This is a genomic window from Streptomyces fulvoviolaceus, assembly GCF_000718165.1.
Taxonomy (GTDB): domain Bacteria; phylum Actinomycetota; class Actinomycetes; order Streptomycetales; family Streptomycetaceae; genus Streptomyces; species Streptomyces fulvoviolaceus.
Window position 1 is genome coordinate 41,342 of sequence record NZ_JOEY01000052.1, and the last position, 24,543, is coordinate 65,884.

Sequence of the window (24,543 nt, forward strand, 5' to 3'; positions counted from 1 at the left end):
GGCGGAACGGAAGCAGCCCTCGATGATGTACGACCAGACACGCGCCCAGCAGCCCGCGGGCCAAGCCCCGCGCCCCGCCGAGCGCCGCACTCCTGGCCCGGAGCCACTGCTCCCGTCGGCCGAACGGGACAAGATCCTCGTGCGCCTCCGGCACGCCCTCAACACCTTCGCCGACACCCCGCGTGAGGCCCTCGAAGAGGCCGAGAGCGCCTACGACGAAGCCACCGCCCAGCTCGTGAACGCCCTCGCGGAACGGCGGGGTCTCCTGCGCGCCGGCTGGGAGGAGCAGGACCCCGGATCGCAGTCCGACGAACTCCGGCACGCGCTGAGGCAGTACCGGGAGATCACCCAACGGCTGCTCCAGCTCTAGCTCTCCTGCAGGGCCTTCGTCGCCGCGCCGGGAACTCCTCCAGCGTCGGCACGAAGTCCGGCGGGTCGCCCGGGCCTGCCGCGTCGCCGCGTTGTCGTTTCCATCCGTTCGTACACTGGCCGCGTGCCCGGACAGGGAAAGGTGCTGGTGGGTGGAGCCGGTGACGAGGGAACGCCCTGAAGGGCTGTTCGTCGGCCTGTGCACCCTGGACGTCATCCAGCTCGTGGACCACGCACCCGCGCCCAACCAGAAACTGACGGCCCGCCGGCAGGTCGTGACCGCAGGCGGCCCGGCAACGAACGCGGCGGCGACCTTCGCCCACCTGGGCGGCGCGGCCCGGCTGCTCACCGCGATCGGCTCCCATCCGCTGGGACATGTGGTCGCGGCGGACCTGAACCGGCTGGGCGTGACCGTGTCGGATCTCGCAGCCGACTCCGTCGAGTCGCCCGCCGTGTCCTCCATTCTGGTGACCGCGTCCAGCGGGGACCGAGCCGTCGTCTCGACCAATGCGACGGGGTACCGGCTCGCACCGCCCGAGGATCTCGACGCGTTGGTGGCGGCCTGCGGCATCGTCGAGTTCGACGGCCACCACAGGGAACTGGCCCAGGCTGCCGCCCACGCTGCGCGCGCCGCCGGGCGCCGGACCGTCCTCGACGGGGGCAGCTGGAAGGCCGGCACGCAGCACCTGCTCCCGCTCATCGACGTGGCCGTGTGCTCGGACGACTTCCACCCGCCCGGCACGCACACGCCGGCGGACACCCTGCGGTTCCTGCGGGAGCACGGGGTCGTCTGGGCGGCGGTCAGCCGGGGAGCGCAGCCCATCATGTGGGCGGGCCCCGACGGCAGCGGCACGGTGGATGTGCCGGCCGTCCCGGTGGCGGACACCCTGGGTGCGGGCGACATCCTGCACGGAGCCCTCGCCCATCGCCTCGCGGTCCAAGGCCCCTTGACATCGCAGGGCTTCGCCGAGGCCCTGCGGGGTGCGGCCGCAGTGGCCTCCCAGGCGTGTGCCTCGTTCGGCACGCGGGCGTGGATGCGGGGGCGCTGACGCCGCACCCCGGCGACGCAGCCGAGCCACTCGTCGAGTTGATCGCCACGCGTATCGGCCTGCAGCAGCCAACACATCGGATCTATCCCGTTGCATTGACGCACACTCCCCCCTTCTCTATGTTGCGTCGCGGAATAGCTCCGATGATTCGCCGAGCCCGCCTGGAGGCAACGTGTCCTCTCCCTCCGCGTCCGATCCGTCCAGACGTACCGTCCTCGCCACCGGATCCGCTCTGGGTGGCGGACTGCTGGCCTCGGGCCTGACCACCCAGGCGGCGGCTGCCGACCGCGCCGAGGCCATCGCGCTTTCCGCCGACCCTTGGCGCACCGTTCTCGACGACGCCGACCTGGTCTGGCAGCGAATGCCCACGGCCTGGTACGAAGGCCCGTTCCTCGGCAACGGCCTCCTCGGCTCAGGGATCTACGCCGAGCCGGGTGCCGCGTCGACGGCCGTGCGCTTCAACGTCCAGCACTCCGAAGTGCAGGACCACCGCCCCGAGTTCGGCTCCCTCTTCGGCCTCGCCCGGCTGCCCATCGGGCACTTCACGCTGGAGCCGGTGGGCGCCATCACCGGCCTCGACTGGCGACTGTCGCTGCACGACGCCGAGTTGACCGGCATACTCACCACCGAAAAAGGCACTCTGGCCCTGCGCGCCCTGGTCCACAACGACCGCTCGGTCCTCGCCGTGGAGGTGACGGCGAGTGAGGGCGAGCGCGGCTTCGGATGGGCGTTCCACCCGGCGGACGCGATCAGTCCACGGGCCGACTTCAAGCCGCTGCCGGACGGCTACCAGGGCAACCCGCCCGCCGAGGTCGCCGAGCACGACGGAGTCAACGCATCCGTGCAACCACTGCTGGCCGGAGGGCAGCACGTCACCGCGTGGCGGGAGCGGACCAGAGGCAGGACGCGGACGTTGTACGTGCACGTCGCCCACTCCTACCCGCAGAACACGGCCCTGGGCCGCGCCCTCAAAGCAGTCCGCACCGCGGCACAACTGCCCTACTCCGCCCTGGCAGTGGGCCATCGCGCCTGGTGGCACACCTACTACCGCAAGAGCTTCCTCTCCCTGCCCGACGCCCGCATCCAGCGGTTCTACTGGATCCAGCTCTACAAAGCCGCCTCCGCCGCCCGCCGCGACGCCCCGGTCATGGCGACCAGCGGCCCGTGGCTGGAACCCACACCGTGGCCGAACACCTGGTGGAACCTCAACGCCCAGCTCGAGTACTGGCTCATCCACGGCTCCAACCATCTCGAACTCGACGCCATCACCAGGTCGTTGAGCGAGTTCCGGGACAACCTCGCCAAGGAGGTGGAGCCGCCGTACCGCGCCGACTCGCTCGGCATCCCCCGCACCACCGATCCCCATCTGGTCAACGGCGCGGCCAGCGCGCTCATGGGCTACGGCGTCGGCATCCCCGGCCAGGACCCGCCGACCCCCGAAGTCGGCAATCTGACCTGGGCGTTGCACAACGTCTGGCTCAGCTACCGCCACACGATGGACGAGTCGATCCTCCGGGACGTCCTCTTCCCGCTCCTGCGCAAGGCGATCAACTACTATCTGCACTTCCTCGAGCCCGGCCCGGACGGCAAACTGCACCTGCCCGCCACCTTCTCCCCCGAGTACGGCGGCGACTCGCGCGACTGCAACTACGACCTGATGCTCCTGACCTGGGGCTGCCGCACCCTGCTCGAATCAGCCGAACTCCTGGGCATCGACGATCCGTTGACTCCCCGATGGCGCGAAGTGCTGGCGAAACGCGTGCCGTATCCGACGGACGCGAACGGTTTCATGATCGGAGCGGACATCCCCTTCGCGAAGTCGCACCGCCACTACTCCCATCTGCTCGCGGTCTACCCGTTGTACGAGCTGACCGGCCGAACCGCCGACGAACGCGCCCTGATCGAGACGTCGTTGGCGCACTGGGTGGGCTTCGAGGGCGCCCTCCAGGGCTACACGTTCACCGGCGCCGCATCCATGTCGGCACTGCTCGGCAAGGGCGAGGACGCACTGAACTACCTCGGTGAGCTGATGACCCGTTACATCCAGCCCAACACCATGTACCAGGAGTCGGGGCCGGTCATCGAGACGCCCCTGTCGGCGGCCCAGTCACTGCACGACATGGTGTGCCAGTCGTGGGGCGGCGTCATCCGGGTGTTCCCCGCGCTGCCCGCCGCCTGGGCGGACCTGGCCGTGCACGACTTCCGTACGCAGGGCGCCTTCCTGCTGAGCGCGCGCCGCCAGACCGGCAGCACGCGCTGGGTGCGGCTGGTCAGTGAGGCAGGCGCACCCTGCGTCGTACGACACGGGATCACGGGGCCGGTCGACGTGCGGGACGGGCGGGGCCGCCCCCTTCGGTACTCCGACGCCGGCGACGGCGCGATCCAAGTCTCCCTGCGCAAGGGTGAGTCGGCGCTGATCACCGCCAAGGGCGACCGCCCCGACCTGACGGTCGCGCCCGTACGCCCGAACGGAGACGCGCCCCGCTGGGGGCTGCCTCTCGCCTGAGGACAGGCGAGTTCCACGTCATCGCACCGGCGCCCCGAGCCGACTGAGTCAGTGCGCCGCTGTCACCCGCCGTTGCCCACCGGCGCGAGAGCCGCGAGTCCACCGGCGAGCAGCACCAGCACGAGCAGCCATGCCCGCAGGCGCTTGACGAACTGTGGCATGACGATGCCCCCTACCCTCTCGGCCCCGGCGGCTGCCGACGCGGAAACCAACGTACTGCCGACAAGCAGGTGTGCGGCTTCCTGCGCCAGAGGCGTTCATGCATCTGAATCGGCAGGCCCGCCTTCCGGCGGCAAGGTCCCAGCCAATTAACCCCTGCGCAACCTCTTTCCCACTCAAGGACGTCGTGGCATGCTCACCGCTCGACGCAGATCTGAACGTCGTTCACATCCATGACTGCACATGGGAAGGACGAACGGACATGAGAAACGCGCACACGGACGCCATGGGCACTCCGAATGTCATGAGCATGACCAGGCGGGCCTTGCTGGGTAGCGCCGTCGCCGTTGCCGCCGGCGCCGGTACCTCGGCGGCAGCCGACCAGGGATCCGCGACGGCCGGAATCCCGGTCCTGTGGCGGGAGTTCAGCCGCACTCCCTTCACTCACCCGCAGATCCCCTACGTCGGCCGAGCCGGTTGCCACGGCGGGGCGGCGCGCTTCCCCCGCCGCCCCGCCGGCGCCGACGTACGCGACTTCGGCGCCGTACCGGACGGCACGACCGACTCCGCTCCCGCGATCAACCGCGCCATCGCCGCTGCCGGCAGGGCCGGCGGTGGCACGGTCACCATCCCGCCGGGCACGTTCCGTATCGACGACGTCATCCGCGTGAACCGCTCGAACGTGGTCCTCAAGGGCGCCGGCAGCGGCCGTACGACGCTCTACGCGACGAAGAACCTCACGGAGCTCATCGGCGCGTACGGCTCCCGCTACGGCGGCGACAAGTCGGGCTGGTCGTGGGCGGGTGGTCTCATCTGGCTGGCCCCGCAGGCGCGTTGGGACTCTCTCGTCGCCGCGATCAGGGCGAAGGCGTGGCCCTTCGAGGGCTGGACGGGCAACCAGCGCGACGAGTGGCGGCCGCTCACCGGGGTCGCCCCGGCGCGGCAGGGCTCCTGGACAGTCACGGTCTCGGACTCGTCGTCGCTGCGCCCCGGCTCCCTGGTACTTCTCCGACTCGCCGACGACGCGGACCACACGCTCCTCGAGCACATGTGCGCCGGTGGACCGGGACCGGAAGCCTATGTCTGGGACGACAAGACGAAACTGACGTCGTACGTCCCCTACGAATGGCCCGTTCGCATCGCACGGGTGCGTGGTCGACACGTCACCCTCGAGCGCCCGCTCCCGCTCGACCTGCGCCCGGAGTGGAACCCCCAACTGACCACCCATGTGCCGGAGTTGACGGGCTCAGGTGTCGAGGGGCTGACCCTGGAGGCTACGGAGACTCCGCAGCAGCCGCACCTGCTGGACAAGGGGTGCAACGGCGTCGTCCTGCAGTGCGCGTACGACTGCTGGGTGGATGACGTGACGGTCCGGCACGTCGACAACGGCTTCGGGCTCGTGGCCGCCTCCGCGTGCACCCTGCGCCGGACACGGGTCGCCGGCCGCGGCTCCCACCACCCCTACTTCTGCCGCGAGGGCTCACACGACAACCTCGTCGAGGACTTCACGATCGAGGAGCGCACCAGTCCCGCACCGTCGAACACCCAGCTGCATGGCATCAACGTCGAGGGGCTGTCCTCGTACAACGTCTGGTCGCGCGGCGACATGCGGATGGGCACCTTCGACAGCCACCGCGGCCTGCCCTTCGCCAACGTCCGCACCGACATCACCGTGAACAACAACGGCCGCCACGGTGGCGACGCGAGCGCCGGCCCCTTGTTCGGCGCCCGCTTCACACACTGGAACATCCGCGTCACCAACGGCCGCGCGGGCCTGATCAGGATCGACGGCCTGGCGCCGTACTCCGCCACCGTCGGCATCGACGAGGTCACGGAGTTCGACCAGATCGACGTCCCCGACTTCACGGGCGATCTCCACTCGCGTCTGGAGCTGTACGGCAGCCCGTACACGGTGCGGCCGCAGAACCTGTTCGAGGCCCAACGGCAGATCGCGTCCACTCACATGAACGGAGTGGAGTCATGAGGGCAGGATCCCGCCTCTGCGTCGTCCTGGTGTCCCTGGCCGCGTTCACCGCAGGCACATCGGCACCCGTCGTGGCACAGACCACGCCCCGGGTCCCGCACACCGCCGTCCTGGACGGCGCCCGTCTCCAGCAGACGAAGATGCGTCTGGACCGCGGCGACCCGCAACTCCGGCGAGCCGTCGCGGTGTTGACGGCCCGCGCCGACAAGTGGCTGGACCAGGGCCCCTGGACAGTCGTAGACAAGCCCAGACCCGCTCCCGGCGGCGACGTCCACGACTACCTCAGTCAGGCACCGTACTGGTGGCCCTCCCAGCCCCCGACCTCCGACAACCCGTGGGGTTGCCCCTATGTGCAACGTGACGGCGAACGCAACCCCGAGGTCGACTCCGGCACCGACCGCCAGGACGTCGAGAAGACCTTCGACTCCGCCTACGGCCTTTCCCTCACCTGGTACTACACCGGCGAGAAGCGATACGCCGAGAAGGCCGGGCAGGTACTGCGCACCTGGTTCCTCGATCCGGCCACGAGGATGAACCCGAACCTCAACCACGCGCAGTTCATCCCCTGCAAGTACGACGGCCGCGCCATCGGCATCATCGACTTCTCCCAGTCGTACACCAGCGTCGTCGACGCACTCGCCCTTCTCGCCACCGGCGCCCCGGGGTGGACCAGGACGGACCGCACCGGCATGGCGCGGTGGAACACCGACTTCCTCGACTGGCTCAAGAACAGCGACTTCGGCAAGCAGGAGGGCGCCGCCACCAACAACCACGGCACCTTCTACGACATGCAGCTCGCCGCCCTCGCGTACGCGACCGGCGACAAGGATCTGGCCCGCCGAACGGTCCTCGACGCCCGTACCAAGCGCATCGCACCGCAGATCGCAGCCGACGGCAGCCAGCCCCAAGAACTGACCCGGACCCGGAGTTGGCACTACTCGACCTTCGACCTGGTGGCCTACACCCGGCTCGCGGCCATCGGCCGGCACCTCGGCGTGAACCTGTGGGCCTACCAAGGGCCGGACGGGCAAAGCCTGTTCAAGGCGGTGGACTACCTGTTGCCCGCCGCGACGGGGGCCGCCGCCTGGCCGCATCCGGAGCTCGAGTTCCACCGGTATGCGGCCACGGACGTCGTGCACGCGGCCGCCGATGCCGGCGACGCGCGGGCACGAAGAGCCGTTCCCTTGCTGGAGGAGCCGCCCGGCGGTGACCTGTGGGCACTGCGCCCGGCCGCCGAGCAGCTCGATTCCATCGCGGGCTGACCCCAGCGCCTGGGGTCGTCAGACCGTGGACAGATCGATCGCCCGGTCGACGTCCTGCGGCTGCAGTACGCGCAAGATGCCCTCCAGCAGGTAGTAGTCGGCGTACGGAAGGGAGACTTCGATGCCCGACTCGGCCGGCCGGTTGCGGGTGCACCGGGCCACGACCGCGTCCGCGCGGGCCGAATTCTTCGTCAGGCACGTCTCCGACAGTGCGGTGAGCAGCCGTAGCGCCACCTCACGGTACGAGGTCCGGCCGGTGGCCGCGGACAGGTCGAGGAGGCCGCACGCCATGATCGCTCCGGCCGACGCGTCCTTGATGTCGTGCGGCTGTTGTGGCGCGCGGTAGTCCCAGACCGGGACGTGATCCGGGGTCAGCGCGGCCACCGCGAAGTCCGCGAGTCCGCGGGCGGTGGCCAGGAACTCCGGGTCCCCGGTCCGTCGGTACATCGTGGTGAATCCGTAGATCCCCCACGCCTGTCCGCGCGACCAGCACGACGTGGGGCTGTACCCCTGCACGGTGTTCGGCCCGATCGGGGCGCCGGTGTCCGGGTCGAAGTCGAACACGTGCGGGGTCGATCCGTCCGGGCGCGGGAACACCCGCTGCGCGGTCTTCGCGTGCTCCACGGCGATGTCCAGGTACTTCGGGTCGCCGGTCTGCTTGCTCGCGAACGCCAGCAGGTCGAGATTCATCATCGTGTCGATGATCACCCGGCCCGCGTTCTGCTGGTCGGACAGTGCGCCCCACGCACGGATGAAGTGTCCGCGCGGGTTGTAGCGCTGGATGAGCGAGTCGGCCGCCCGTACGGCACCCGTCCGCCATGCGTCGTCACCCGTCAGGCGCCAGGCGGTGACCCACGACGGACAGAAGAGGAAACCGAGATCGTGCGTACTGGTGTCGTACCGACGAGGGGCCAGCTTCTCCGCGGATGCCAGTGCCCAGGTGCGGAAGGCCTCCTCCTTGCTGTGCAGCCACGCCATCCACAGCGTTCCCGGCCAGAAACCGCCGACCCAACCACCGTCCTGCGAGTAGACCCACTTCTCGAACCTCGTCTCGGCAGGGAAGGCGGTCACGCTCGGCGCGACGGTACGGACCTTCTCGACGGCGTAGTCGGCCGCCGCACGGAGCGTGCGCAGGGTCGAGGCCGGCGTCCGCTCCCCGACCGCGCTCGCGGCCGGGGTCGAGGTGCCGAATGCCGCTGCCGTACCGGCCGCCGTGGCCAGCACAGTACGTCGGGAAACACTCATGCTCGTCCCTCCAACTGGTCAGCGGTAGCAGGTGGTGATGCCCGGGCGCCAAGGGCAGGCGATGCCCGCGAAGCCGCCGCCCGCGACCACGTCGACAGTGAGCGTGTCGCCGCCGCGCAGGACCTGCCGGTCCTGCACAAGCCCGTCGGCGCCGTCCCGGATCGTCTCGACCAGCCACCGTCCGGGGCCGACGGTCAGCGGCACCTCGGCCGTGTGGGCGGCGCCGGCGTACACACCGCCCAGGAACCAGCGGTCACCACTACGGCGGGCGAGCACGGCCTCCTGGCCGGGCTGTCCGGCGAGCAGCCGGGTGTCGTCCCAGGCTGCGGGGACCTGGTCGAAGAAGGCCCGGGCGAGCGGCCGGGCGTCGTACGACTCCGGGGTGCCCGCGAACATCTGCAGACCCGACTCGGCGACGACAGTGAGTCCGACCTCGGCCGCGTCGGAGTTGGGGCGCAGCCCGACGCGCTGGAAGGCGCCGGGGGTGAAGTCCATGGAGCCGATGACGTTGCGGGTGAAGGGCAGAGTGGTGAGGTGGGCGGCGGTGTTGGTGCGCTTCTCCTCGCCGGCGACGCCCTCCAGGGTCATGACCTGGGGCCAGGTGCGCTGGATGCCCTTGGGGATCGTGGAGCCGTGGAAGTCGACCATCAGGTGGTGGGCGGCGGTCTCCGCGAGGATGGCGTCGTACCACTGGAGCATGGGCTGCGCCTCGGAGTTCATGAAGTCGATCTTGACGCCCTTCACGCCCCAGCGTTCCAGGGTGGGCAGCCACTGGGCGCGTTCCTCGGGTGTGTCGAGGTCGCGCTGGTGGATCCAGACGATGATGCCAACGCCCTTGGCTCGGGCGTAGTCGACGAGTTCCGGCATCCAGCTGTTGGTCTGCCAGTTCGGGTCTGTGGTGTCCCACTCGTCGGTCTTGAAGTACCAGCCGGCGTCGACGGCCTCGTAGGGCCAGTGCCGTTCGGCGGCGTAGTCGACGTAGGCCTTCTGCGCGGTGAGGCTCTGGCCGGCTTCGCGGCCGCCTGCGAGCCAGGTCCACAGCACGGTTCCGGGCCTGATCCAGGAGCTGTCGGCCACCTTGGACGGGGGCGCGAGGTCGTCGGTGAAGGTGGACTGGGTGACGGTGGCGAGGTCGCCGGTGACCATGGCCCGCCAGGGGGTCTTCACAGGGCCGTCGGTGGCGACCCGGTCGTCGGCGAGCTTGATCTGGTAGGTGCCGGTGCCCTGGGTGTGGGCGAGTCTGGCGCCGGAGTACGTACCGGTGAGGTCGGACTCGGCGAGCAGGGTGTAGCCGCCGTCGGTCGCGAACAGTGCCTGGTCGGAGTACTCGCCGGTGGGGGCGGTCGCGGCGGTGTACTGGGCGAACTGGCCCTCGTTGTCGACCCGGTAGGTGCCGAGCCACGCGCTCGCGTCCGGCGCCAGGTTGAACGCGGAGGTCTCGCCGAGCACGTCGCCGTATCCGGTGGGCAGGACGTACCGGTAGGCGACGCCGTCGGCGGAGGCGCGGACGACGAGGTCGAGCCGGGCACCGGCCGAGGTGGCGAACGACAGACGGGTCTCGTTCATGCGGACCCGGCGGTCCAGCCGCTTGCCGGACTTCGCCCGGTACCGCTCGTCGATCAGCCGGTCCTTGCGGTGCAGGAAGCGCAGGTCCTGGGAGAGGTCGGCCTGTTCGGTGACGATGCCGACGGGCGACGGTTCGATGACCGTACGGCCGTCGCGGGACACTGCGAGGCTCAGCGTGCCGGTGGTGTCGTCCAGGGATATCTGCGCGCGTGGCGCGTGCGCCGCCGCGGAGACGGCCCAGACTTGGTCGTCCTGTTCGGCCCGTGCGGGCGCGGTCGTGAGGAGTGTGGCCGCCAGTCCGGCGCAGAGCGCGGCGACCGCGGTCCTGATGGGAACCGCCATGGGAACCCTCCTTGTTGAAGAGGTGGGGTGGTGGTGGGTGTCCGTACAAACCGGTCGCTACGAATCGGTCGCTACGGCAGTCCCCAGGCCGGGCCCGGTTCGCTGACGGCGACGGGTGCGATGACGAGGTCGGGGCGGGAGCCGGAGTGAACGAGCACCTCACGGCCGCGGGGCAGGTCGATGGCGAGGGTGCCGTCGCCCAGGTCCTGGGTGTGGGCCGGGGTGCCGTCGTCCAGCAGCGCGGTGAGGGTCCCGTCGAGACCGTGCCGGAGTGTGAGCGGTTCGCCCGCCAGGCTCCTGATCCGGATGAACCGGGTCTGCCCCGCCGTGCGGACGGCGCTGACCAGGAAGGCGCCCTGGGTACGGAAGTTGTGCAGGGTGAGGTCCGCCCAGGCGGTCGGGACGGCCGGGAAGACGCGGATCACGCCGCCCCAGCTCTGGCAGAACATGTCGTGCAGGGACTGCGAGGCGGACAGCGGGGTCTCGATGACCGGGCCGGCCTCGGTGTAGTGCGTGTTGGCCTGGCAGGGGTAGCGGGTGGTGGGGTCGAAGAACTTCCGCAGGTAGGTGATCGCGGTGTCGCCGTCGCCGGTCATCGCGTACATCGATGCGGCTCCGGTGTAGCTGTATCCGCGGTGGGCGCCGGTCAGCGCGTGCCAGTGGGTCACCGACTTCGCGATGAGCTCGCGGCTTTCGGGCTGGTCCCAGTTGACGAGGTAGAGCGGGTACACCATCAGCAGGTGCGAGTAGTGCCGGTGGGACTGTGCGTACGGGGTGTCGGCGCCGATCATGTAGCCGTTGTCGTCGACCGGGTACGGCGTGAGCCTGGCCAGCACCTCCTGCCAGCGCGGGGTCAACTCGTCGTCGATGCCGAGGAGTTCGGCGGACTCGATGAGGGTCTGGCAGCCCCAGCGGATCAGGGCCAGGTCGTAGTTGGTGTCCTGCGGCGGTACGACGGGGTATTCGGGCGAGAGCGTGCTGGGCAGGTGGAGCTTGCCGTCGCTGCCCGGGGTGAGGAAGTGCAGGTAGTAGTTGATGGCCCGGCGCAGCACCGGGAAGACCGTGTCGCGCAGCAGGGCCTTGTCCATGGAGTGCCGGTAGGACAGCCACACGTTGTGGAGCGCCCAGGTCAGGTCGCCGGTCTCGGCGCCGGTGCCCGGCTGCCCCACCGCCCGGTTGGCGAACATGTCGGAGCTGCGACCGACGCCGGAGCTGTCGGCGCGGTAGGCGGCGGGCACGTTGGCGATGAGCTGTTCCTGGTTCTGGCGCAGTGTGGTGGCGAGCGCGTCGAGTTCCGGGTGGTTGAAGCCGTGGACGAGCCAGTACTCCAGCTGGATGTTGAGGTTCCACCAGACCGCGGGCCAGGGCGTGGGCTCCAGCCACGGGCCGGAGGTGGCCATGACGGGGCCGTCGGCGCGGCTGGCGGAGGCGACCTTGTAGAGCTGGATCCAGTGGAAGCTCTGGAGTCGCTGGTCGGGGAAGGAGACGAAGCTCTTCCGGTAGAACTCGTGCCACCAGCGGGTGTGTCGGCCTCTGAGGGCGTCGTACGAGGTCGCGCGCCGGAGGTTGCGCAGCGACGCGGCCTCGGCGGCGGTGTCGGAGGGGTGGCTGTGTCCGACGCTGAGCAGCAGGTCGTCGCCGGTGCGGCGGTGGGCGGTGGCGGTCTGGCCGCCGCCGGTGAGGGGCTGAAGGACCTGCTCAGTGCCGTCGGCGGTGGTCCGGGCGGTCCAGGGCGGGTTGGCGGTGTAGCCGGCGGGTGGGGCTTCGCTGATCTTCCGGGGGCTGATGGCCTCCTCGGGGTGGAAGGTCCAGGTGGCCCGTTCGCCGCCGTCGGCCGTCACCCGTACGGCCAGGACCTCGTCGTGGATGAGGGCGGCGAGGGTGAGTGTGCCGACGGTGGTGGTGACGGTGCCGGTGAGTTCGGCGTTCCACAGGCTCAGCCGCCAGTCGACGGCGGTAATGGTGCCGGCGGGTTCGAGGGTGAGGTGGCCGACCGGCAGGCGGCAGGTGCCCCAGCCGCTGCCGAACTCGGGGCGGTGGTCCTGGACGCGGCCGTGCTGGACCGTGAAGCGGATCTTGTTGGCGTTCGGCTCCTGGTAGACCATGCTGCCGAGCAGTCCGTCGCCGAGGAACGGGCCTTCGTACCAAAGGGTGGGCAGTCTGGTCCACAGCAGGTCCTGGTCGCGCAGGAACCCGGCCCAGGCGCCGTCGGTGGTCATGGTGTCGCGGAGTCTCCAGGGGCGTCTGCCGCCGCCGTCGGACGACACCGGCTCTTCGGCGGCGTGGGCCGTGCCGGGTAACGCGGCCACCGCCGCTCCGCCCAGTGCGGTGCCGAGTACGGCTCTGCGGGGCACCTTCGAGTGTCTCTCCGGCTGTGAGGTCATCATCGTCCTCCAGACCTGACGGATCATCGATACATCGGGTGTATCGGCGAACGTAGGCACACCCTGTGTACCTGTCAATAACTTTGGCGGTCTGGTAAACGGGTCGCAGAAAGGCCATCATTGAGCCGGAGCAACCGTCCCGCACATCAGCGAGGCTCGCCTAAACCTCTCAACTCATCCGATGTATGGCGAGCAACTCAAGACCGCGTTCTTGATGGGTGGTGCATCGTGAGTCTGTCGATCGGGCTTGTCGTTCACGCAAGCCGCCGTGGAGTCTTCGAGGAGGCCGTCGAGCCGCTGTCCGGAATCTCGCTGAAGTGGGTCACGTACGGGCACGAGCACGAGATCCGGCCCCGCGTTCAGAGCCTCGCCGACGGGCACGCCCTGGACGGACTGCTGGTGGGCGCCGTTCCGTATCGCGCGTGCCGTGACGTCCTCTCCCCCGGCCTCCCTGTCGCGGTCACCCGCAGCTCGGCCCTCGACCTGGCGCTGGCGTTGTCCCAGGCGCAGGCCCGCGGCTGGCAGCCGGTTCCGGTCAGCATCGACACCTTCGACCACGAGGTGGTCTCCGAGGTCACGGAGGCGCTGCACATCGACCGCACCCGGGTCGCGTGTCTGCCGTACGCCGACGACCAGTACGTCGACGAGATCTGCGCCTTCCATCAGCGCTCCCTCCGGGAAGGCGGCGGCTACGTCATCACCGCGCGCACCGCGGTGCTACGGCAGTTGCGCGGCACCCTGCGCGTGCTGAACGGTTCGCCCGTGCCCTCCAGCATCCGCTCGGAACTGCACGAGCTGGTGCTGCGCATCCGGTCCGAGCGGGCGGGTGCCGCCGGGTTCGCCGCAGGCGTGTTCTGCGTCAACAGACGTGGTGGTCATGGCGACCTCGAGCGCAGCCGCATGGGCCTGCTGCATCTGCTGCGGGCGACGCCCGAGCTCAGCGACGCCTGGATCGAGAACCGCGGCCGGCGCGGCGTGGTGGTCCTCGGGCGCCGGACGCTGTTCGAGCGCCTCAGCCGCGACTGGCTCGTCGTTCCGGTGCTGGACCAGGCCCAGGAGGCGCTGGGTGTGGGGGTGTCCGCGGGGTTCGGTGTGGGGCCGTCGGCGCGTTCCTCGGTGATGCTCGCCGAACGGGCCGCCGCCCGTGCGGAGTCGGAGGACCGGCCGTGCGGCTATCTGATGGAGGACAGCGGACTGGTGATCGGGCCGATGGGGCTGGGCGGGCCGCCGCAGCCGCGGTCCGACCAGGAGCAGGGCGACCTCAGCGGACTCGCGCGGACCGTCGGCCTCAGTCCGGCAACGTTGTCACGGCTCGCCGCGATCGAGGGCGACCTGGCCGGACGGGCCGTCACGCCGAGCGAGTTGGCCGACGCCATGGCCGTCACCGATCCCAGCGGCCGGCGTCTGGTCCGCAAGCTCCACGCGCACGGACTGGTCACCTCCGAGGGGCTGGCCCAGACCCACCGCAAGGGCCGGCCGACCGGGCTGTACCGGCTGGCGATAGTCGCGGCCATGACTGGTGTAGCAGACGGAGACGCCCTGCCGACCGGCTAGAGCAACGCCTCGGCCACCGCTCGCAGGTTCGCCCGGCCCCGCCCGTACGAGCACAGCCCGTCCGCCGCCTCCGTCTCCGCGTCCGGCATACCGGTGGCGACGAGGAGGGCGTCGGGGCGGGCGGTGAACAGGGCGGTGCGGGCGGCGGCCTGCCAGGGATGCAGGTCCGCGTCCTCGGTGGCGATCAGCAGCGGTCGCCCCTGGGCGCGCCGCAGGATGGCGGCCACATCCACGGGGCCCTCGCTCGCCACGACGCCGTCGGTGGCGGGCATGACCTCGCGCAGGAGGGTGAGGAGGTCGGTACGGGCCCATTCCAACGCGGGGTTCGGGCGCCGGTGCAGGTCTACGACGTAGGGATCGACGATCGGGCCGGGCAGTGGCTTCCAGCGGATGGCGCGGCGGGCGGCGAGCAGCCCCACGTCCTCCGGATCGGGCCCGCGGCCGGCGGCGGCCAGTGGCGGTGCGAACCGCTCGGCCAGCGTGTCGACGCGGCGGGCGGCGTCGACGACTCGGGCCGGGTCGAGCGTGCCGCCTGCCATCGCGTCGAGCAGGGCGTCCCGGCAGCGCAGCCACAGCTCCGGGTCCGGGCGGGCGATGATGAGTTGGTCGGCTCCCGCGGCGATCGCTGCGACGGCTGCGGCCGGCTCGCCGACCGTGTCGGCTATCGCCTTCATCTCCAGGGCATCGGTCACGATGACGCCCTGGAAGCCGAGTTCGGTGCGCAGGAGGTCGGTGAGAACACGGCGGCTGAGGGTGGCGGGGGCGCCGGCGTCGAGGGCCGGGTAGACGACGTGGGCCGTCATGACGAGCGGAACGCCCGCGGCGACGGCGGCCTGGAAGGGCGGCAGATCCATCTCGCGGAGGGCTCGCTCGGATCTGGTGTCGACGGCGGTGCCCAGGTGACTGTCGACGGTGGTCGAGCCGTGGCCCGGGAAGTGCTTGGCGCACGGAGCGACGCCGGCGGCCAGCGTGGCCTCGGTCCAGGCCGTGACGTGCCGGGCGGCCTGGTCGGGGTCGGAGCCGAAGGCGCGGGTGCGCACGATGGGGTTGGCGGCGTCGCGGTGTACGTCGGCCAGCGGGGCGAAGCTGACAGCCACTCCGCACTCGGCAAGGTGCCGGGCGAGCGCGTCCGCGACGGCGGCGGTCAGCGCGGTGTCGTCGACGACACCGAGCGCCCAGGCACCCGGGGTCTCGGGCGCCCCGGCCCTGGCGAGATGGCTGATGCCGCCGCCCTCCTGGTCGACGGTGACCAGCAGACCGGGGCGCAGTAAACGCAACTCGTCGGTGAGAGCACGCAGTTGGCCCCGTCCGGCGACGTTGCGGGTGTGGAGGATGACGCCGCCGAGCCCGGTGTCGGCCAGCCGTTTCAGCTCGCCGGGGAGCGTGGTGCCGTCGAAACCGAGGACTAGGCAGCGGTGGGCGGCCTCGATCAGATCATCGGGGAGGGTGGTCACTGCGTCACCTCGGCGGTGGTCGTGTCACGGGAGGCGCCGTCGCCCGGCTCCACCAGCAGGACGCAGCGGGCCCAGTGACGGTCGGTCACCTGGACGTGCGGGGGCGACTCGGTGCGGCATGCGGCGCGTGCCAGAGGGCAGCGGGGGTGGAAGCGGCAGCCGGACGGGGGGTGGACGAGGTCCGGGGGTTCGCCGTAGTCGTCCGTGGCGGCGTCCGGTTCGCCGTCCTCGCGGTTCGTACGGCCCGCCAGGAACTCCATCCGGTCCGGATCCGGGGTGGAGTCCAGCAGGAGCCGGGTGTAGGGGTGGGCCGGGGTCTGGGTGACGTCCTCCGCGCTGCCGTACTCGACGATCTCCCCCGCGTACATCACCGCGATCTCGTCGGCGAAGTAACGGGCGCCGGCGATGTCGTGGGTGATGTAGAGCATGGCCAGGTGTTCCTCGTCGCGGAGGGTGGCGAGGAGGTTGAGGATCTCCAGGCGGATGGAGACGTCCAGCATGCTCACCAGTTCGTCGCCGAGCAGGACTTCGGGTTGGACGGCGAGCGCGCGGGCGATCGCGACGCGCTGCCGCTGGCCGCCGGAGAGCTCGTGCGGGAAGGCGTCCAGGAAGCGCTCGGGCGGGGTGAGCCGCACGCGTTCCAGCAGAGCCCGCAGGCGCTGCTCCAGGTCCTCGCGGCCGGTGACGGATCCGTGCAGCCGCAGCGGTCGTTCCAGCAGGTAGCGAACGCGGTGCAGGGGGTTGAGGGAGGCGAAGGGGTCCTGGAGCACCATCTGGACCCGGCGGGCGTAGTCGCGGCGGGCCCGGCGGCCCTGTGCCGAGGCGGGTTTCCCGTTCAGCAGGATGCTGCCGCTGGTGGGTTTCTGGGCGAGGGCGAGGGTCCGGGCGAAGGTGGACTTGCCGCTGCCGCTCTCGCCGACCAGGGCCACGGTGCGGCCCGGGATCAGGCGCAGGGAGGCGTTCTCCAGCGCGTGCACGCTCTCTCCGCGGGCGCGGTGCACCGGGTAGCGGACGGTGACGTCCACCGCTTCCAGTACGGGGACCGGTTCGGCCGCCGTATGCGCCGGGGCCTGCTCGTCGTTCATGCTCGCCCTCCGTTGATCAGCGCGGGCAGGTCGTCGGCATGGATGCAGGCCACCGCGCGCTCCGTGCCGTGCCCGGTGAGCGCGGGAACGGACGCCGCGCACTCGGGTGTCGCGTGCGGGCAGCGTGGCTGGAAGGGGCAGCCCGGCGGGAGGCTGCGCAGGTCGGGAGGGTTGCCGGGGATGCCGTTCAGGCGGCGCATCGGTCCGCGCAACGGCGGGAAGGAGTCGCGCAGTCCGCGTGTGTAGGGGTGTTTGGGGTCCCGGTACAGATCTCCGGCCGGTCCGCTCTCCACGATCCGTCCGCCGTACATGACGGCGATGCGGTCGGCGATCTCGAGGAGCAGTGACAGGTCGTGCGTGATGAAGACGACGGAGAAGCCCAACTCCCGCTGCAGCCGGATCACTTGGCGCAGGATCTGGCGCTGCATGACGACGTCGACGGCTGTGGTCGGCTCGTCCATCACCAGCAGGTCGGGATCGCAGACCAGGGCGAGCGCAATGGTGGCCCGCTGGCGCATTCCGCCGGAGAGTTCGTGCGGAAAGCTGTCCAGCCGGGCGGCGGGGATGCCGACGAGGTCGAGCATGTGCGCGGCGCGTTCGCGGGCCTGCGACTTGGGTATACGGCGGTGGGCGCGCAGGGTGTCGGTGAACTGGGCGCCGAGTCTGGAGACGGGGTTGAGGGCGTTCATGGCGCTCTGGAAGACGACGGCGGTGTGCTCCCAGCGGGTCCTGCGCAGTTCGCGCGCGTCGGCGTGCAGCAGGTCCACGGCCTCGCCCGATCGCGGGTGGAGCGTCGCGCTGCCCGAGCGGACGACGGCGGGTGGGCGCAGCAGCCGTAGCAGGGCGTTGATCAGGGTGGTCTTGCCGCTGCCGCTCTCGCCGGCGATGCCGAGGATCTCGCCGCGGCGCAGTTCCAGGGACACTTCGGACACCGCGGGCAGGGGTTCGGCCTCGGAGCCGTAGTCGACGCTCAGGTTCTTGACATCCAGCAACAGGGTCACTGTGCCCCCTTGCGGCGGGCGCCGCGCAGCCGCGGGTTGGTCAGTTCGTCGATGCCGAAGTTGACGAGCCCGGCGGCGGCGCCGAGCACGGTGATCGCGATTCCGGGCGGTACGAACCACCACCACGCGCCGGAGACCATCGCCTGCCGCTGCTGGGCGAAGTAGAGCATGGTGCCCCAGCTGACGGTGTTGATGTCGCCGATGCCGAGGAAGTCCAGGCCGGAGACGGCGAGGATGGAGGTGACGAGCGAGAGCATCAGCGTCGCCGAGATCACCGGCAGGAGGTTGGGCAACACCTCGACGAGCATGATCCGCGGATTGCTCTCCCCGAGCAGCCGGGCGCCGAGGACGAAGTCCCTGTTGCGCAGGGAGAGGGTCTGCACGCGCTTGGATCGGGCGCCCCAGGCCCAGCCGGTCAGGCCGATGACCAGCGCCACCGCGAACGGCCCGCCCCTCCCCCGCAGATACCCGGCGAGGATGATGACCAGCGGCAGCCCGGGCAGGACGAGGAAGACGTTGGTGAGGGCGCCGAGCACCGAGTCGACCGCGCCGCCGTAGTAGCCGCCGATCAGTCCGACGGCCACGGACAGTGTGGTGGAGACGACGGCCGCGAGGACGCCCACGAGCAGGGACGTCCGGGTGCCGACGACGAGTTGGGCGAGGACGTCGGTGCCGTCCTGGGTGGTGCCCAACGGGTGGGCCGCGGACGGGGGTTGAAGGACCGCTCCGGTGATTTCCGTGGGTGACAGGCCCATCAGCGACTGCACGATCCACGGGCCTACGGCGGCCACGAGGACGTACACGGCGATGATCGCGAGTCCGACGCGGGCCTTGCGGTTGGCGGGGATCAGCCGGCGCGGTGCGGTGCGCCAGGTCAGCCGGGCGGGTGGTGCTGCCGTGAGCGTCATGCGTCCTCCCGGGTGCGCGGGTCGAGCAGGACGTAGACGGAGTCGGCGATGAAGTTCGCCACCAGCACGGAGAGCGAGATGATCAGGAAGAGCGCCTGCATCAGCGGATAGTCGAGGTTCACCACGGCCTGGTAGAAGAGGTAGCCGATGCCGGGGTAGGCGAAGACCGCCTCGGCGAGGAGCGAGCCGCCGACGACCGTGCCGATCGAGATGGCCAGGCCCGCCACCTGCGGCAGCATCGCGTTGCGGGCGGCGTACGCCAGCAGGATCCGCCACCGGCCAAGGCCCTTGGCCTCGGCGAGGCTGACGTAGTCCTCGGCCACGGTCGTGATCATCATGTTGCGCATGCCGAGCAGCCAGCCGCCGACCGAGGAGACGATGATCGTCAGCGCGGGCAGGAAACCGTGCGCGATCACGCTGCTGACGAAGGCGAAGTCGAAGCCCGGTTCGAGATTGAGGTCGTAGCCGTTCTGCGACGGGAAGACCGGCAGGCTCACCGAGAGCAGCAGAAGCAGCATGGTGGCGACCCAGAAGTACGGCATCGAGCCGAGGAAGGTCGCGAGCGGTGCCAGCACGCTGTCCAGGCGGCTGCCGGGCCGGGCGCCGGAGATGATGCCGAGTCCGGTGCCCAGCAGGAACGCCAGTACGGTGGTCAGGCTCACCAGGCCCAGCGTCCACGGCAGGCCCTGCGAGATCATCTCGCCCACGGGCTGCGGGAAGTACGCGGTGGAGATCCCGAAGTCGAGATGGGCGAGCTGGGAGAGGTAGTGCAGGTACTGCTGCCACAGGTTCTGGTCGGGGACGCCGAACAGGGCCTGGATGGACTTCTCGGTCGCCGCGGTGACCTGTGACCTCTGGGCCAGCTTGTTCAGGATGACGGAGGCCGGGTCGCCCGGCATGAGTCGGGGGATGACGAAGTTCAGGGTGATGGCCACGGCGGCGGTCGCGAGGTAGAAGCCGAGGCGGCGCAGCAGGACCCGGGCCCGGCCTCCGCGCCGGCGGCGTGCGGGGCCGTCCGCGGCTGCCGAAGGCTGGGTGTGTGGCGTCGGCAGGGTCGTCGCCGTCATCGGCCGGACTCCTTGGGCGCGGTCATTACTTCACCGGCTTCAGGTGCGCGAGGACGTTCTCGAACGCCGGCCCGCCGTTCCAAGGCGCGCAGATGTCGTACGGATTGCTCTTGTCGGGGAATCCGGTCCAGTTGCGGGCGCTCCACGCGCAACCGGCGGTGATGTTCGACAGTGTCACGAACGGCACCTGGTCGACGATGATCTTCTCCAGCTTCCGGGTGAGCTGGATCTGGGTCTGCTCGTCGCCGGAGTCCGCGAGCTGGTTCAGCAGGTCGTCGGTGGACTTGTCGCGCCAGCGCAGGTAGTTGTTGGTCTGCGCCTTGCCGCCCTTCGGCGTGCCGGCGAACTGGCTGTTCAGCAGCGGGTTGTAGACCTGCCACGGCACGGCCCCGTAGGCGAGTCCGTACGAGGCGAGGTCGAAGTCGCCCTTCGCCCGGGTGTCGGTGTAGGTGCCGCTGGCCAGGGGCTGCACGTTCACCTTGATGCCGATCTTGCCGAGCTGGTCGGCGATGATCCTGGCCCGCTGCACCGAGTCCGCGAAGTCGGAGACCTCGATGTAGTTGAGCGTGAGCTGCTTGCCGTTCTTCGTCGCCTTGCCGTTGCTGAGGGTGTAACCGGCTTGCTGGAGCTGGGCTTTGGCGGCTGCGAGGTCGGTGCTGACCGCGTCCTTGTAGGCGGGGTCGAGCCACTTGCCCTGGGTCGTCGCGTCCAGGCCGGTCTGACTGATGGGGGTGGCACCGAGCTGGGTGACGAGCTGGATGAGCTGCTGCCGGTCGATCGCCAGCTCGACCGCTTTTCGGATGCGGACGTCCTTGAGCACGCTCCGGTCGTGGTTGAAGACCAGGATCAGCGACCCGTACGTCGGGTAGAAGTAGCCGTTCTTCGCCGGGTCCTTGTCGACGTACTGCTTCTCCAGGTTGGGTATCGCGCCGCCGCTCAGGTCCTCCTGACCGCTGGTCAGCTGGGAGATCTCGGTGGCGGAGTTCACCACGGGCAGCCGGACCTGCTTCACCTGGATCTTGCTGCGCCAGTAGTCGTCCCGCAGGGAGAGGGTGATCTGCTGCGGGTCGAACCGCTTGAGGGTGTACGGGCCGCTGCCCACGGGGTCGGGGTTGGTGAAGGTGACCGGATCTTTCTGATTCGCCCAGTACTTCTCCGGCACGATGTACTGCTGGAGAATCGAGGCGACCTGGGTGAAGGCGGGATTGTCGAAATGGAAGACGACCGTCTTCTGCCTCTGCGCGGCCACCGAGGAGAAAGAAACGCCGGACGCGTTGAGTTCGGGTGTTTTCTTCACCAGCCGGAAGGTGAACACGACGTCCGCGGCGGTGACCGGTTTCCCGTCGCTCCAGGTGGCTTTCTTGTCTATGTCCACGGTCAGCGTACGGCCGTCCGCCGACAGCTTCTGCGCGGAGGCGAGCCATGGTTCGAATTCGCCACCCTTGAGGACATTCACCCCCATGAGCGACTGGTACATGTAGATCCTGGTTCCGGGAGAAGCATCCCCGGTGCTGGTCAGCGGATTGAAATTCCGCTGGAGCACGGTTTTCCCGGAAGCGTAGTTGATCATCAAAGAGCCACTGCTTGAATTCGCCGAACCGCTGTCCTGGCATGCGGTGAGCGCCAGACTCATCACCACGGCGACCACTGCCGGACCGGTTCTCAAGGAACGCCTGAGCCGCACGGCTGACCTCCCAACTCGGTTGCGGCATTGTGCGAACGGGAAACGCCGGGTGTCAAGAAGAAACGAAAATCCCCGACATACGAACCTGGTTCCAAAAAGAAATGGAACCAGGTTCGTATGTCGGCAGTGTGTTTAATGGGCTGACACGGAAGGGGAGGAATGGCCCTCAGTCGAACCGGAGGCAATGAATTGACGCAGACGCGTGACACACCCGCGGCGACCGGTTGGATGCGGGAGGCGAGGTTCGGCCTCTTCGTCCACTTCGGCGTCTACAGCATGGCCGCACGGCACGAATGGGTGCGCAGCTACGAGGAGCTCGACGACGCCACGTACCAGCGGTACGTGGACCACTTCGACCCCGACCTGTTCGACGCCGCCGCCATAGCCCGCACGGCACGCGAGGCCGGCATGCGGTACGCCGTACTCACCACCAAGCACCACGACGGCTTCTGCCTCTGGGACTCGGCGCTCACGGACTACAGCTCGGCCCGCGTCTGCGGCCGGGACCTGGTCGCCGAGTTCGTGACCGCCGTACGCGCCGAAGGGCTCAAGGTCGGCTTCTACCACTCGCTCCTCGACTGGCACCATCCCGACTACGTGATCGACGGCGTCCACCCGCTGCGCAACGCGCCGGACGTGGCCACCCTCAACTCCGGCCGTGACATGGGCAGATACCGCGCCTACCTGCACGCCCAGGTCAAGGAGCTGCTCACCTCGTACGGCCAGGTCGACCTGATGTTCTACGACTTCACGTTTCCCTGGAACCGCGGCGGGATGCCGGGCAAGGGTCCGGAGGACTGGGACTCGGCGGAGCTTCTGGCGACGACCCGCGCGCTCCAGCCGGGCATCGTGGTCAACAACCGCCTCGGCATCCCGGGCGACTACGTGACCCCCGAGCAGTACCAGCCGGATCGTCCACTCACCGAGGACGGCGTCGAGATCATGTGGGAGGCGTGCCAGACCCTCAACGGCTCGTGGGGATATCACCGCGACAACCTGGAGTTCAAGGACCCCGGCGACCTGGTGCGCATGCTCGTCCAGTCCGTGTCGAACAACGGCAACATGATCCTCAACGTGGGTCCCGACGGCCGGGGGAACATCGAGCCGCGCGCCCGTGCCGTCCTGCGCTCCCTCGCGGAGTGGATGCGGCTGCACGCCCGCGCCGTCCACGGTGCCGGGCCCGCTCCGTTCACTCCGCCCGCCCACGGCGTCTACACCCTGCGCGGCAACCGCCTCTATCTGCACCTGTTCTCCTGGCCGTTCAGGCATGTGCACCTGCCCGGGCTGGCCGGCAGGGTGGAATACGCCCAGCTCCTCAACGACGGCAGTGAAGTCGAGTTCGACGTCCTCGAGAGCACGCCGCAACCGCACGCCCACCTCTCCCCCTTGCCGCAGTCCGACGGCACGCTGACGCTGACGCTCCCGGTCACCCGGCCCGACGTGCTCCTGCCGGTCGTCGAACTGTTCCTGACGGAGTCGTGAGGGGTGCCGGCGGTCCTCAGCGGGAATTTCGGGGAGCGATTCAACTTGCCTGCAGGACAAGGACGTTGACAGTCACCGGGATCGGCGCCACGGTGAGGGTTCTCGCGTGCACCGGGCCCGGAGGTCGTCCCTTGGCTGGTTCATCCGCACCGCACTCGGACAAAGACCTGTCGGACAAAGACCTGGTCGAACGCGTACGAGAACTCCAGCCCCTCATCCGCGCGCATGCCCTGCGCACGGAGCAGCAACGGCGCGTGACGGGCGAGGTCATGGCGGCGCTCGCGGGCGCCGGGCTCCATCGTATGAACGTCCCACGCCACTACGGCGGTTACCAGACCCCGTTGCGCACCCAGGTCGAGGCACTGAGCGAGGTATCGGCCGCCTGTGGGTCGGCCGGGTTCACGGCGCTGATCCAGGCCGGGTGTGCGTTCATCGCGGCGCTCTTCCCGGACGAGGCACAGGACGAGATCTTCACCGGTCCCGACGTACGGGTCAGCGGCACCCTCATCCCGAACGCGAAGGCCCTCCCGACGGAGGGCGGTTACCTGGTCGACGGGACCTCCCCCTTCGCGACCGGTTGCCAGGACGCCGACTGGCATCTGCTCACCGCCCTGGCCGACTCCGGGGAGGGCCGGCCGCCCGACCTGCTGTGGACGGCCATCCCCATGACCGACCTCGAAGTCCTCGACGACTGGAACGTCACCGGTCTGGCCGGGAGCGGCAGCAACAGCGTCGTCGCCCACGACGTTCACGTGCCCGCCCACCGTGTGCTGCACGTGGGCCCGTTGCTGGCCGGCGGTTTTCCCTCGCGGCGCAACAGTGCCGACCCCTTCTACGGGATGCCGGTGCTGCTGCTGTTCTGCGCCTGGACGGCCGCGGGCGCGCTCGGCCTGGCCCGGGCGGCGCGGGCGGAGTTCGGCGAGCGCATCCACCAGCGCGGCATCACGTACACCTTCTACGAACGCCAGCACGAGGCCCCGGTGACGCATCTGCAGATCGCCGAGGCCGCGATGAAGATCTCCAGTGCCGAACTGCTCACCGCCGACTTCGTGACGCTGATCGAGTCGAGGGTCGCCGACGGCAAGGCGTACTCGACGTTGGAGCGGGCCCGCATCAGGGCTCAGTGCGGCTATGCGACACGCCTGTGCAAGGAGGCGGTCGATCTGATCGGCTCCGCCTCCGGCGCCTCGTCGCTGCACCGCGAGGTGCCCGTCCAGCGCGCCGTCCGGGACCTCAACGCCCTGAGCCTCCACTCCTTCGTCAACCCCGCCGCCAACCTGGAGCTGTACGGAAGGGTGCTGTCCGGGCTCGACGCCGGTACGCCCTTCCTCTGACGCGGAGCGAGGGGGTGGAGAACTGCTGGGGTGTGGCTGGGTGGGAGTGTGTTCTGGCATGTGTGGGTGAGCGTGGAGGGTCCCGGCGGGCGGCTGGGTGCTGTCGTC

General features: G+C 69.8%; 17 protein-coding genes. 8 read left to right on the forward strand and 9 right to left on the reverse strand.

The window, feature by feature from the left end; all coding sequences use genetic code 11:
* Nucleotides 1–22: 22 nt before the first annotated feature.
* The 5 genes from IG08_RS0142290 to IG08_RS0142315 all read left to right on the forward strand — a co-directional run bounded on the left by IG08_RS0142290 (nt 23) and on the right by IG08_RS0142315 (nt 7,329).
* Entirely contained in the window at nt 23–370 is a 348-nt protein-coding gene (locus IG08_RS0142290) for a hypothetical protein (RefSeq protein ID WP_030616186.1), read from the forward strand.
* A 160-nt stretch (nt 371–530) separates the two neighbouring features.
* Nucleotides 531–1,418 (forward strand): PfkB family carbohydrate kinase, encoded by an 888-nt coding sequence (locus IG08_RS0142295; protein WP_030616188.1) that lies wholly within the window; start codon nt 531–533, stop codon nt 1,416–1,418.
* Between the two features lie 172 nt (nt 1,419–1,590).
* Nucleotides 1,591–3,924 carry a glycosyl hydrolase family 95 catalytic domain-containing protein gene (locus tag IG08_RS0142300; protein ID WP_030616191.1) on the forward strand — a complete coding sequence of 778 codons (2,334 nt, stop codon included), beginning with the start codon at nt 1,591–1,593 and terminating at the stop codon, nt 3,922–3,924.
* A gap of 421 nt (nt 3,925–4,345) precedes the next feature.
* Complete coding sequence (locus IG08_RS0142310; protein WP_234343103.1) at nt 4,346–6,067, forward strand: glycoside hydrolase family 55 protein; 1,722 nt, start codon at nt 4,346–4,348, stop codon at nt 6,065–6,067.
* Nucleotides 6,064–7,329: an alginate lyase family protein gene (locus tag IG08_RS0142315; RefSeq protein ID WP_030616196.1), complete on the forward strand. Its 1,266-nt coding sequence runs from the start codon at nt 6,064–6,066 to the stop codon at nt 7,327–7,329. The genes IG08_RS0142310 and IG08_RS0142315 overlap by 4 nt, the downstream gene beginning before the upstream one ends.
* 18 nt (nt 7,330–7,347) lie before the next feature.
* On the opposite strand, the gene IG08_RS0142320 is transcribed toward IG08_RS0142315, so the two are convergent.
* The 3 genes from IG08_RS0142320 to IG08_RS0142330 form a co-directional block, all read right to left on the reverse strand.
* The gene (locus tag IG08_RS0142320; protein ID WP_030616201.1) at nt 7,348–8,574 is read right to left on the reverse strand and encodes a glycoside hydrolase family 88 protein; all 1,227 of its coding nucleotides are present in this window, start codon (nt 8,572–8,574) and stop codon (nt 7,348–7,350) included.
* A gap of 18 nt (nt 8,575–8,592) precedes the next feature.
* Nucleotides 8,593–10,482 (reverse strand): glycoside hydrolase family 97 protein, encoded by a 1,890-nt coding sequence (locus IG08_RS0142325; RefSeq protein ID WP_030616204.1) that lies wholly within the window; start codon nt 10,480–10,482, stop codon nt 8,593–8,595.
* Between the two features lie 71 nt (nt 10,483–10,553).
* Complete coding sequence (locus tag IG08_RS0142330) at nt 10,554–12,866, reverse strand: glycosyl hydrolase family 95 catalytic domain-containing protein (protein WP_030616207.1); 2,313 nt, start codon at nt 12,864–12,866, stop codon at nt 10,554–10,556.
* Nucleotides 12,867–13,094: 228 nt separating this feature from the next.
* Between IG08_RS0142330 and IG08_RS0142335 the strand changes: the two genes are divergently transcribed.
* Nucleotides 13,095–14,420, forward strand: coding sequence for a MarR family transcriptional regulator (locus IG08_RS0142335; protein ID WP_199821029.1), 1,326 nt, complete (start codon nt 13,095–13,097; stop codon nt 14,418–14,420).
* Here IG08_RS0142335 and IG08_RS0142340 read toward each other — a convergent pair.
* From IG08_RS0142340 to IG08_RS0142365, 6 genes are read right to left on the reverse strand one after another with little or no spacing between them, the layout of a single operon-like run.
* Nucleotides 14,417–15,874, reverse strand: coding sequence for a glycoside hydrolase family 3 N-terminal domain-containing protein (locus IG08_RS0142340; protein WP_030616213.1), 1,458 nt, complete (start codon nt 15,872–15,874; stop codon nt 14,417–14,419). The genes IG08_RS0142335 and IG08_RS0142340 overlap by 4 nt on opposite strands.
* Nucleotides 15,871–16,959 (reverse strand): ABC transporter ATP-binding protein, encoded by a 1,089-nt coding sequence (locus IG08_RS0142345; RefSeq protein WP_030616216.1) that lies wholly within the window; start codon nt 16,957–16,959, stop codon nt 15,871–15,873. The genes IG08_RS0142340 and IG08_RS0142345 overlap by 4 nt, the downstream gene beginning before the upstream one ends.
* Nucleotides 16,956–17,960: an ABC transporter ATP-binding protein gene (locus IG08_RS0142350; protein ID WP_052425088.1), complete on the reverse strand. Its 1,005-nt coding sequence runs from the start codon at nt 17,958–17,960 to the stop codon at nt 16,956–16,958. The genes IG08_RS0142345 and IG08_RS0142350 overlap by 4 nt, the downstream gene beginning before the upstream one ends.
* Entirely contained in the window at nt 17,957–18,868 is a 912-nt protein-coding gene (locus IG08_RS0142355; protein WP_078655950.1) for an ABC transporter permease, read from the reverse strand. Before IG08_RS0142355 ends, IG08_RS0142350 begins: the two co-directional genes overlap by 4 nt.
* Nucleotides 18,865–19,935 carry an ABC transporter permease gene (locus IG08_RS0142360; RefSeq protein ID WP_078655951.1) on the reverse strand — a complete coding sequence of 357 codons (1,071 nt, stop codon included), beginning with the start codon at nt 19,933–19,935 and terminating at the stop codon, nt 18,865–18,867. The genes IG08_RS0142355 and IG08_RS0142360 overlap by 4 nt, the downstream gene beginning before the upstream one ends.
* A 25-nt stretch (nt 19,936–19,960) precedes the next feature.
* Entirely contained in the window at nt 19,961–21,397 is a 1,437-nt protein-coding gene (locus tag IG08_RS0142365) for an ABC transporter substrate-binding protein (protein ID WP_158812333.1), read from the reverse strand.
* A 411-nt stretch (nt 21,398–21,808) separates the two neighbouring features.
* On the opposite strand from IG08_RS0142365, the gene IG08_RS0142370 reads away from it, so the two are divergent.
* Entirely contained in the window at nt 21,809–23,101 is a 1,293-nt protein-coding gene (locus tag IG08_RS0142370; protein WP_234343104.1) for an alpha-L-fucosidase, read from the forward strand.
* A gap of 131 nt (nt 23,102–23,232) precedes the next feature.
* On the forward strand, nt 23,233–24,435 hold the full coding sequence (locus IG08_RS0142375; RefSeq protein WP_052425089.1) for an acyl-CoA dehydrogenase family protein: 1,203 nt from the start codon (nt 23,233–23,235) through the stop codon (nt 24,433–24,435).
* Nucleotides 24,436–24,543: the final 108 nt, after the last annotated feature.

What these genes read in the sequence shown, in the direction of transcription:
- IG08_RS0142315 (WP_030616196.1), top strand. Translation starts at nt 6,064, where the DNA reads ATGAGGGCAGGATCCCGCCTCTGCGTCGTCCTGGTGTCCCTGGCCGCG.
- IG08_RS0142320 (WP_030616201.1), bottom strand. Translation starts at nt 8,574, where the DNA reads ATGAGTGTTTCCCGACGTACTGTGCTGGCCACGGCGGCCGGTACGGCA.
- IG08_RS0142325 (WP_030616204.1), bottom strand. Translation starts at nt 10,482, where the DNA reads ATGGCGGTTCCCATCAGGACCGCGGTCGCCGCGCTCTGCGCCGGACTG.
- IG08_RS0142355 (WP_078655950.1), bottom strand. Translation starts at nt 18,868, where the DNA reads ATGACGCTCACGGCAGCACCACCCGCCCGGCTGACCTGGCGCACCGCA.
- IG08_RS0142345 (WP_030616216.1), bottom strand. Translation starts at nt 16,959, where the DNA reads ATGAACGACGAGCAGGCCCCGGCGCATACGGCGGCCGAACCGGTCCCC.
- IG08_RS0142360 (WP_078655951.1), bottom strand. Translation starts at nt 19,935, where the DNA reads ATGACGGCGACGACCCTGCCGACGCCACACACCCAGCCTTCGGCAGCC.
- IG08_RS0142310 (WP_234343103.1), top strand. Translation starts at nt 4,346, where the DNA reads ATGAGAAACGCGCACACGGACGCCATGGGCACTCCGAATGTCATGAGC.
- IG08_RS0142330 (WP_030616207.1), bottom strand. Translation starts at nt 12,866, where the DNA reads ATGACCTCACAGCCGGAGAGACACTCGAAGGTGCCCCGCAGAGCCGTA.
- IG08_RS0142365 (WP_158812333.1), bottom strand. Translation starts at nt 21,397, where the DNA reads ATGGGGGTGAATGTCCTCAAGGGTGGCGAATTCGAACCATGGCTCGCC.
- IG08_RS0142290 (WP_030616186.1), top strand. Translation starts at nt 23, where the DNA reads ATGATGTACGACCAGACACGCGCCCAGCAGCCCGCGGGCCAAGCCCCG.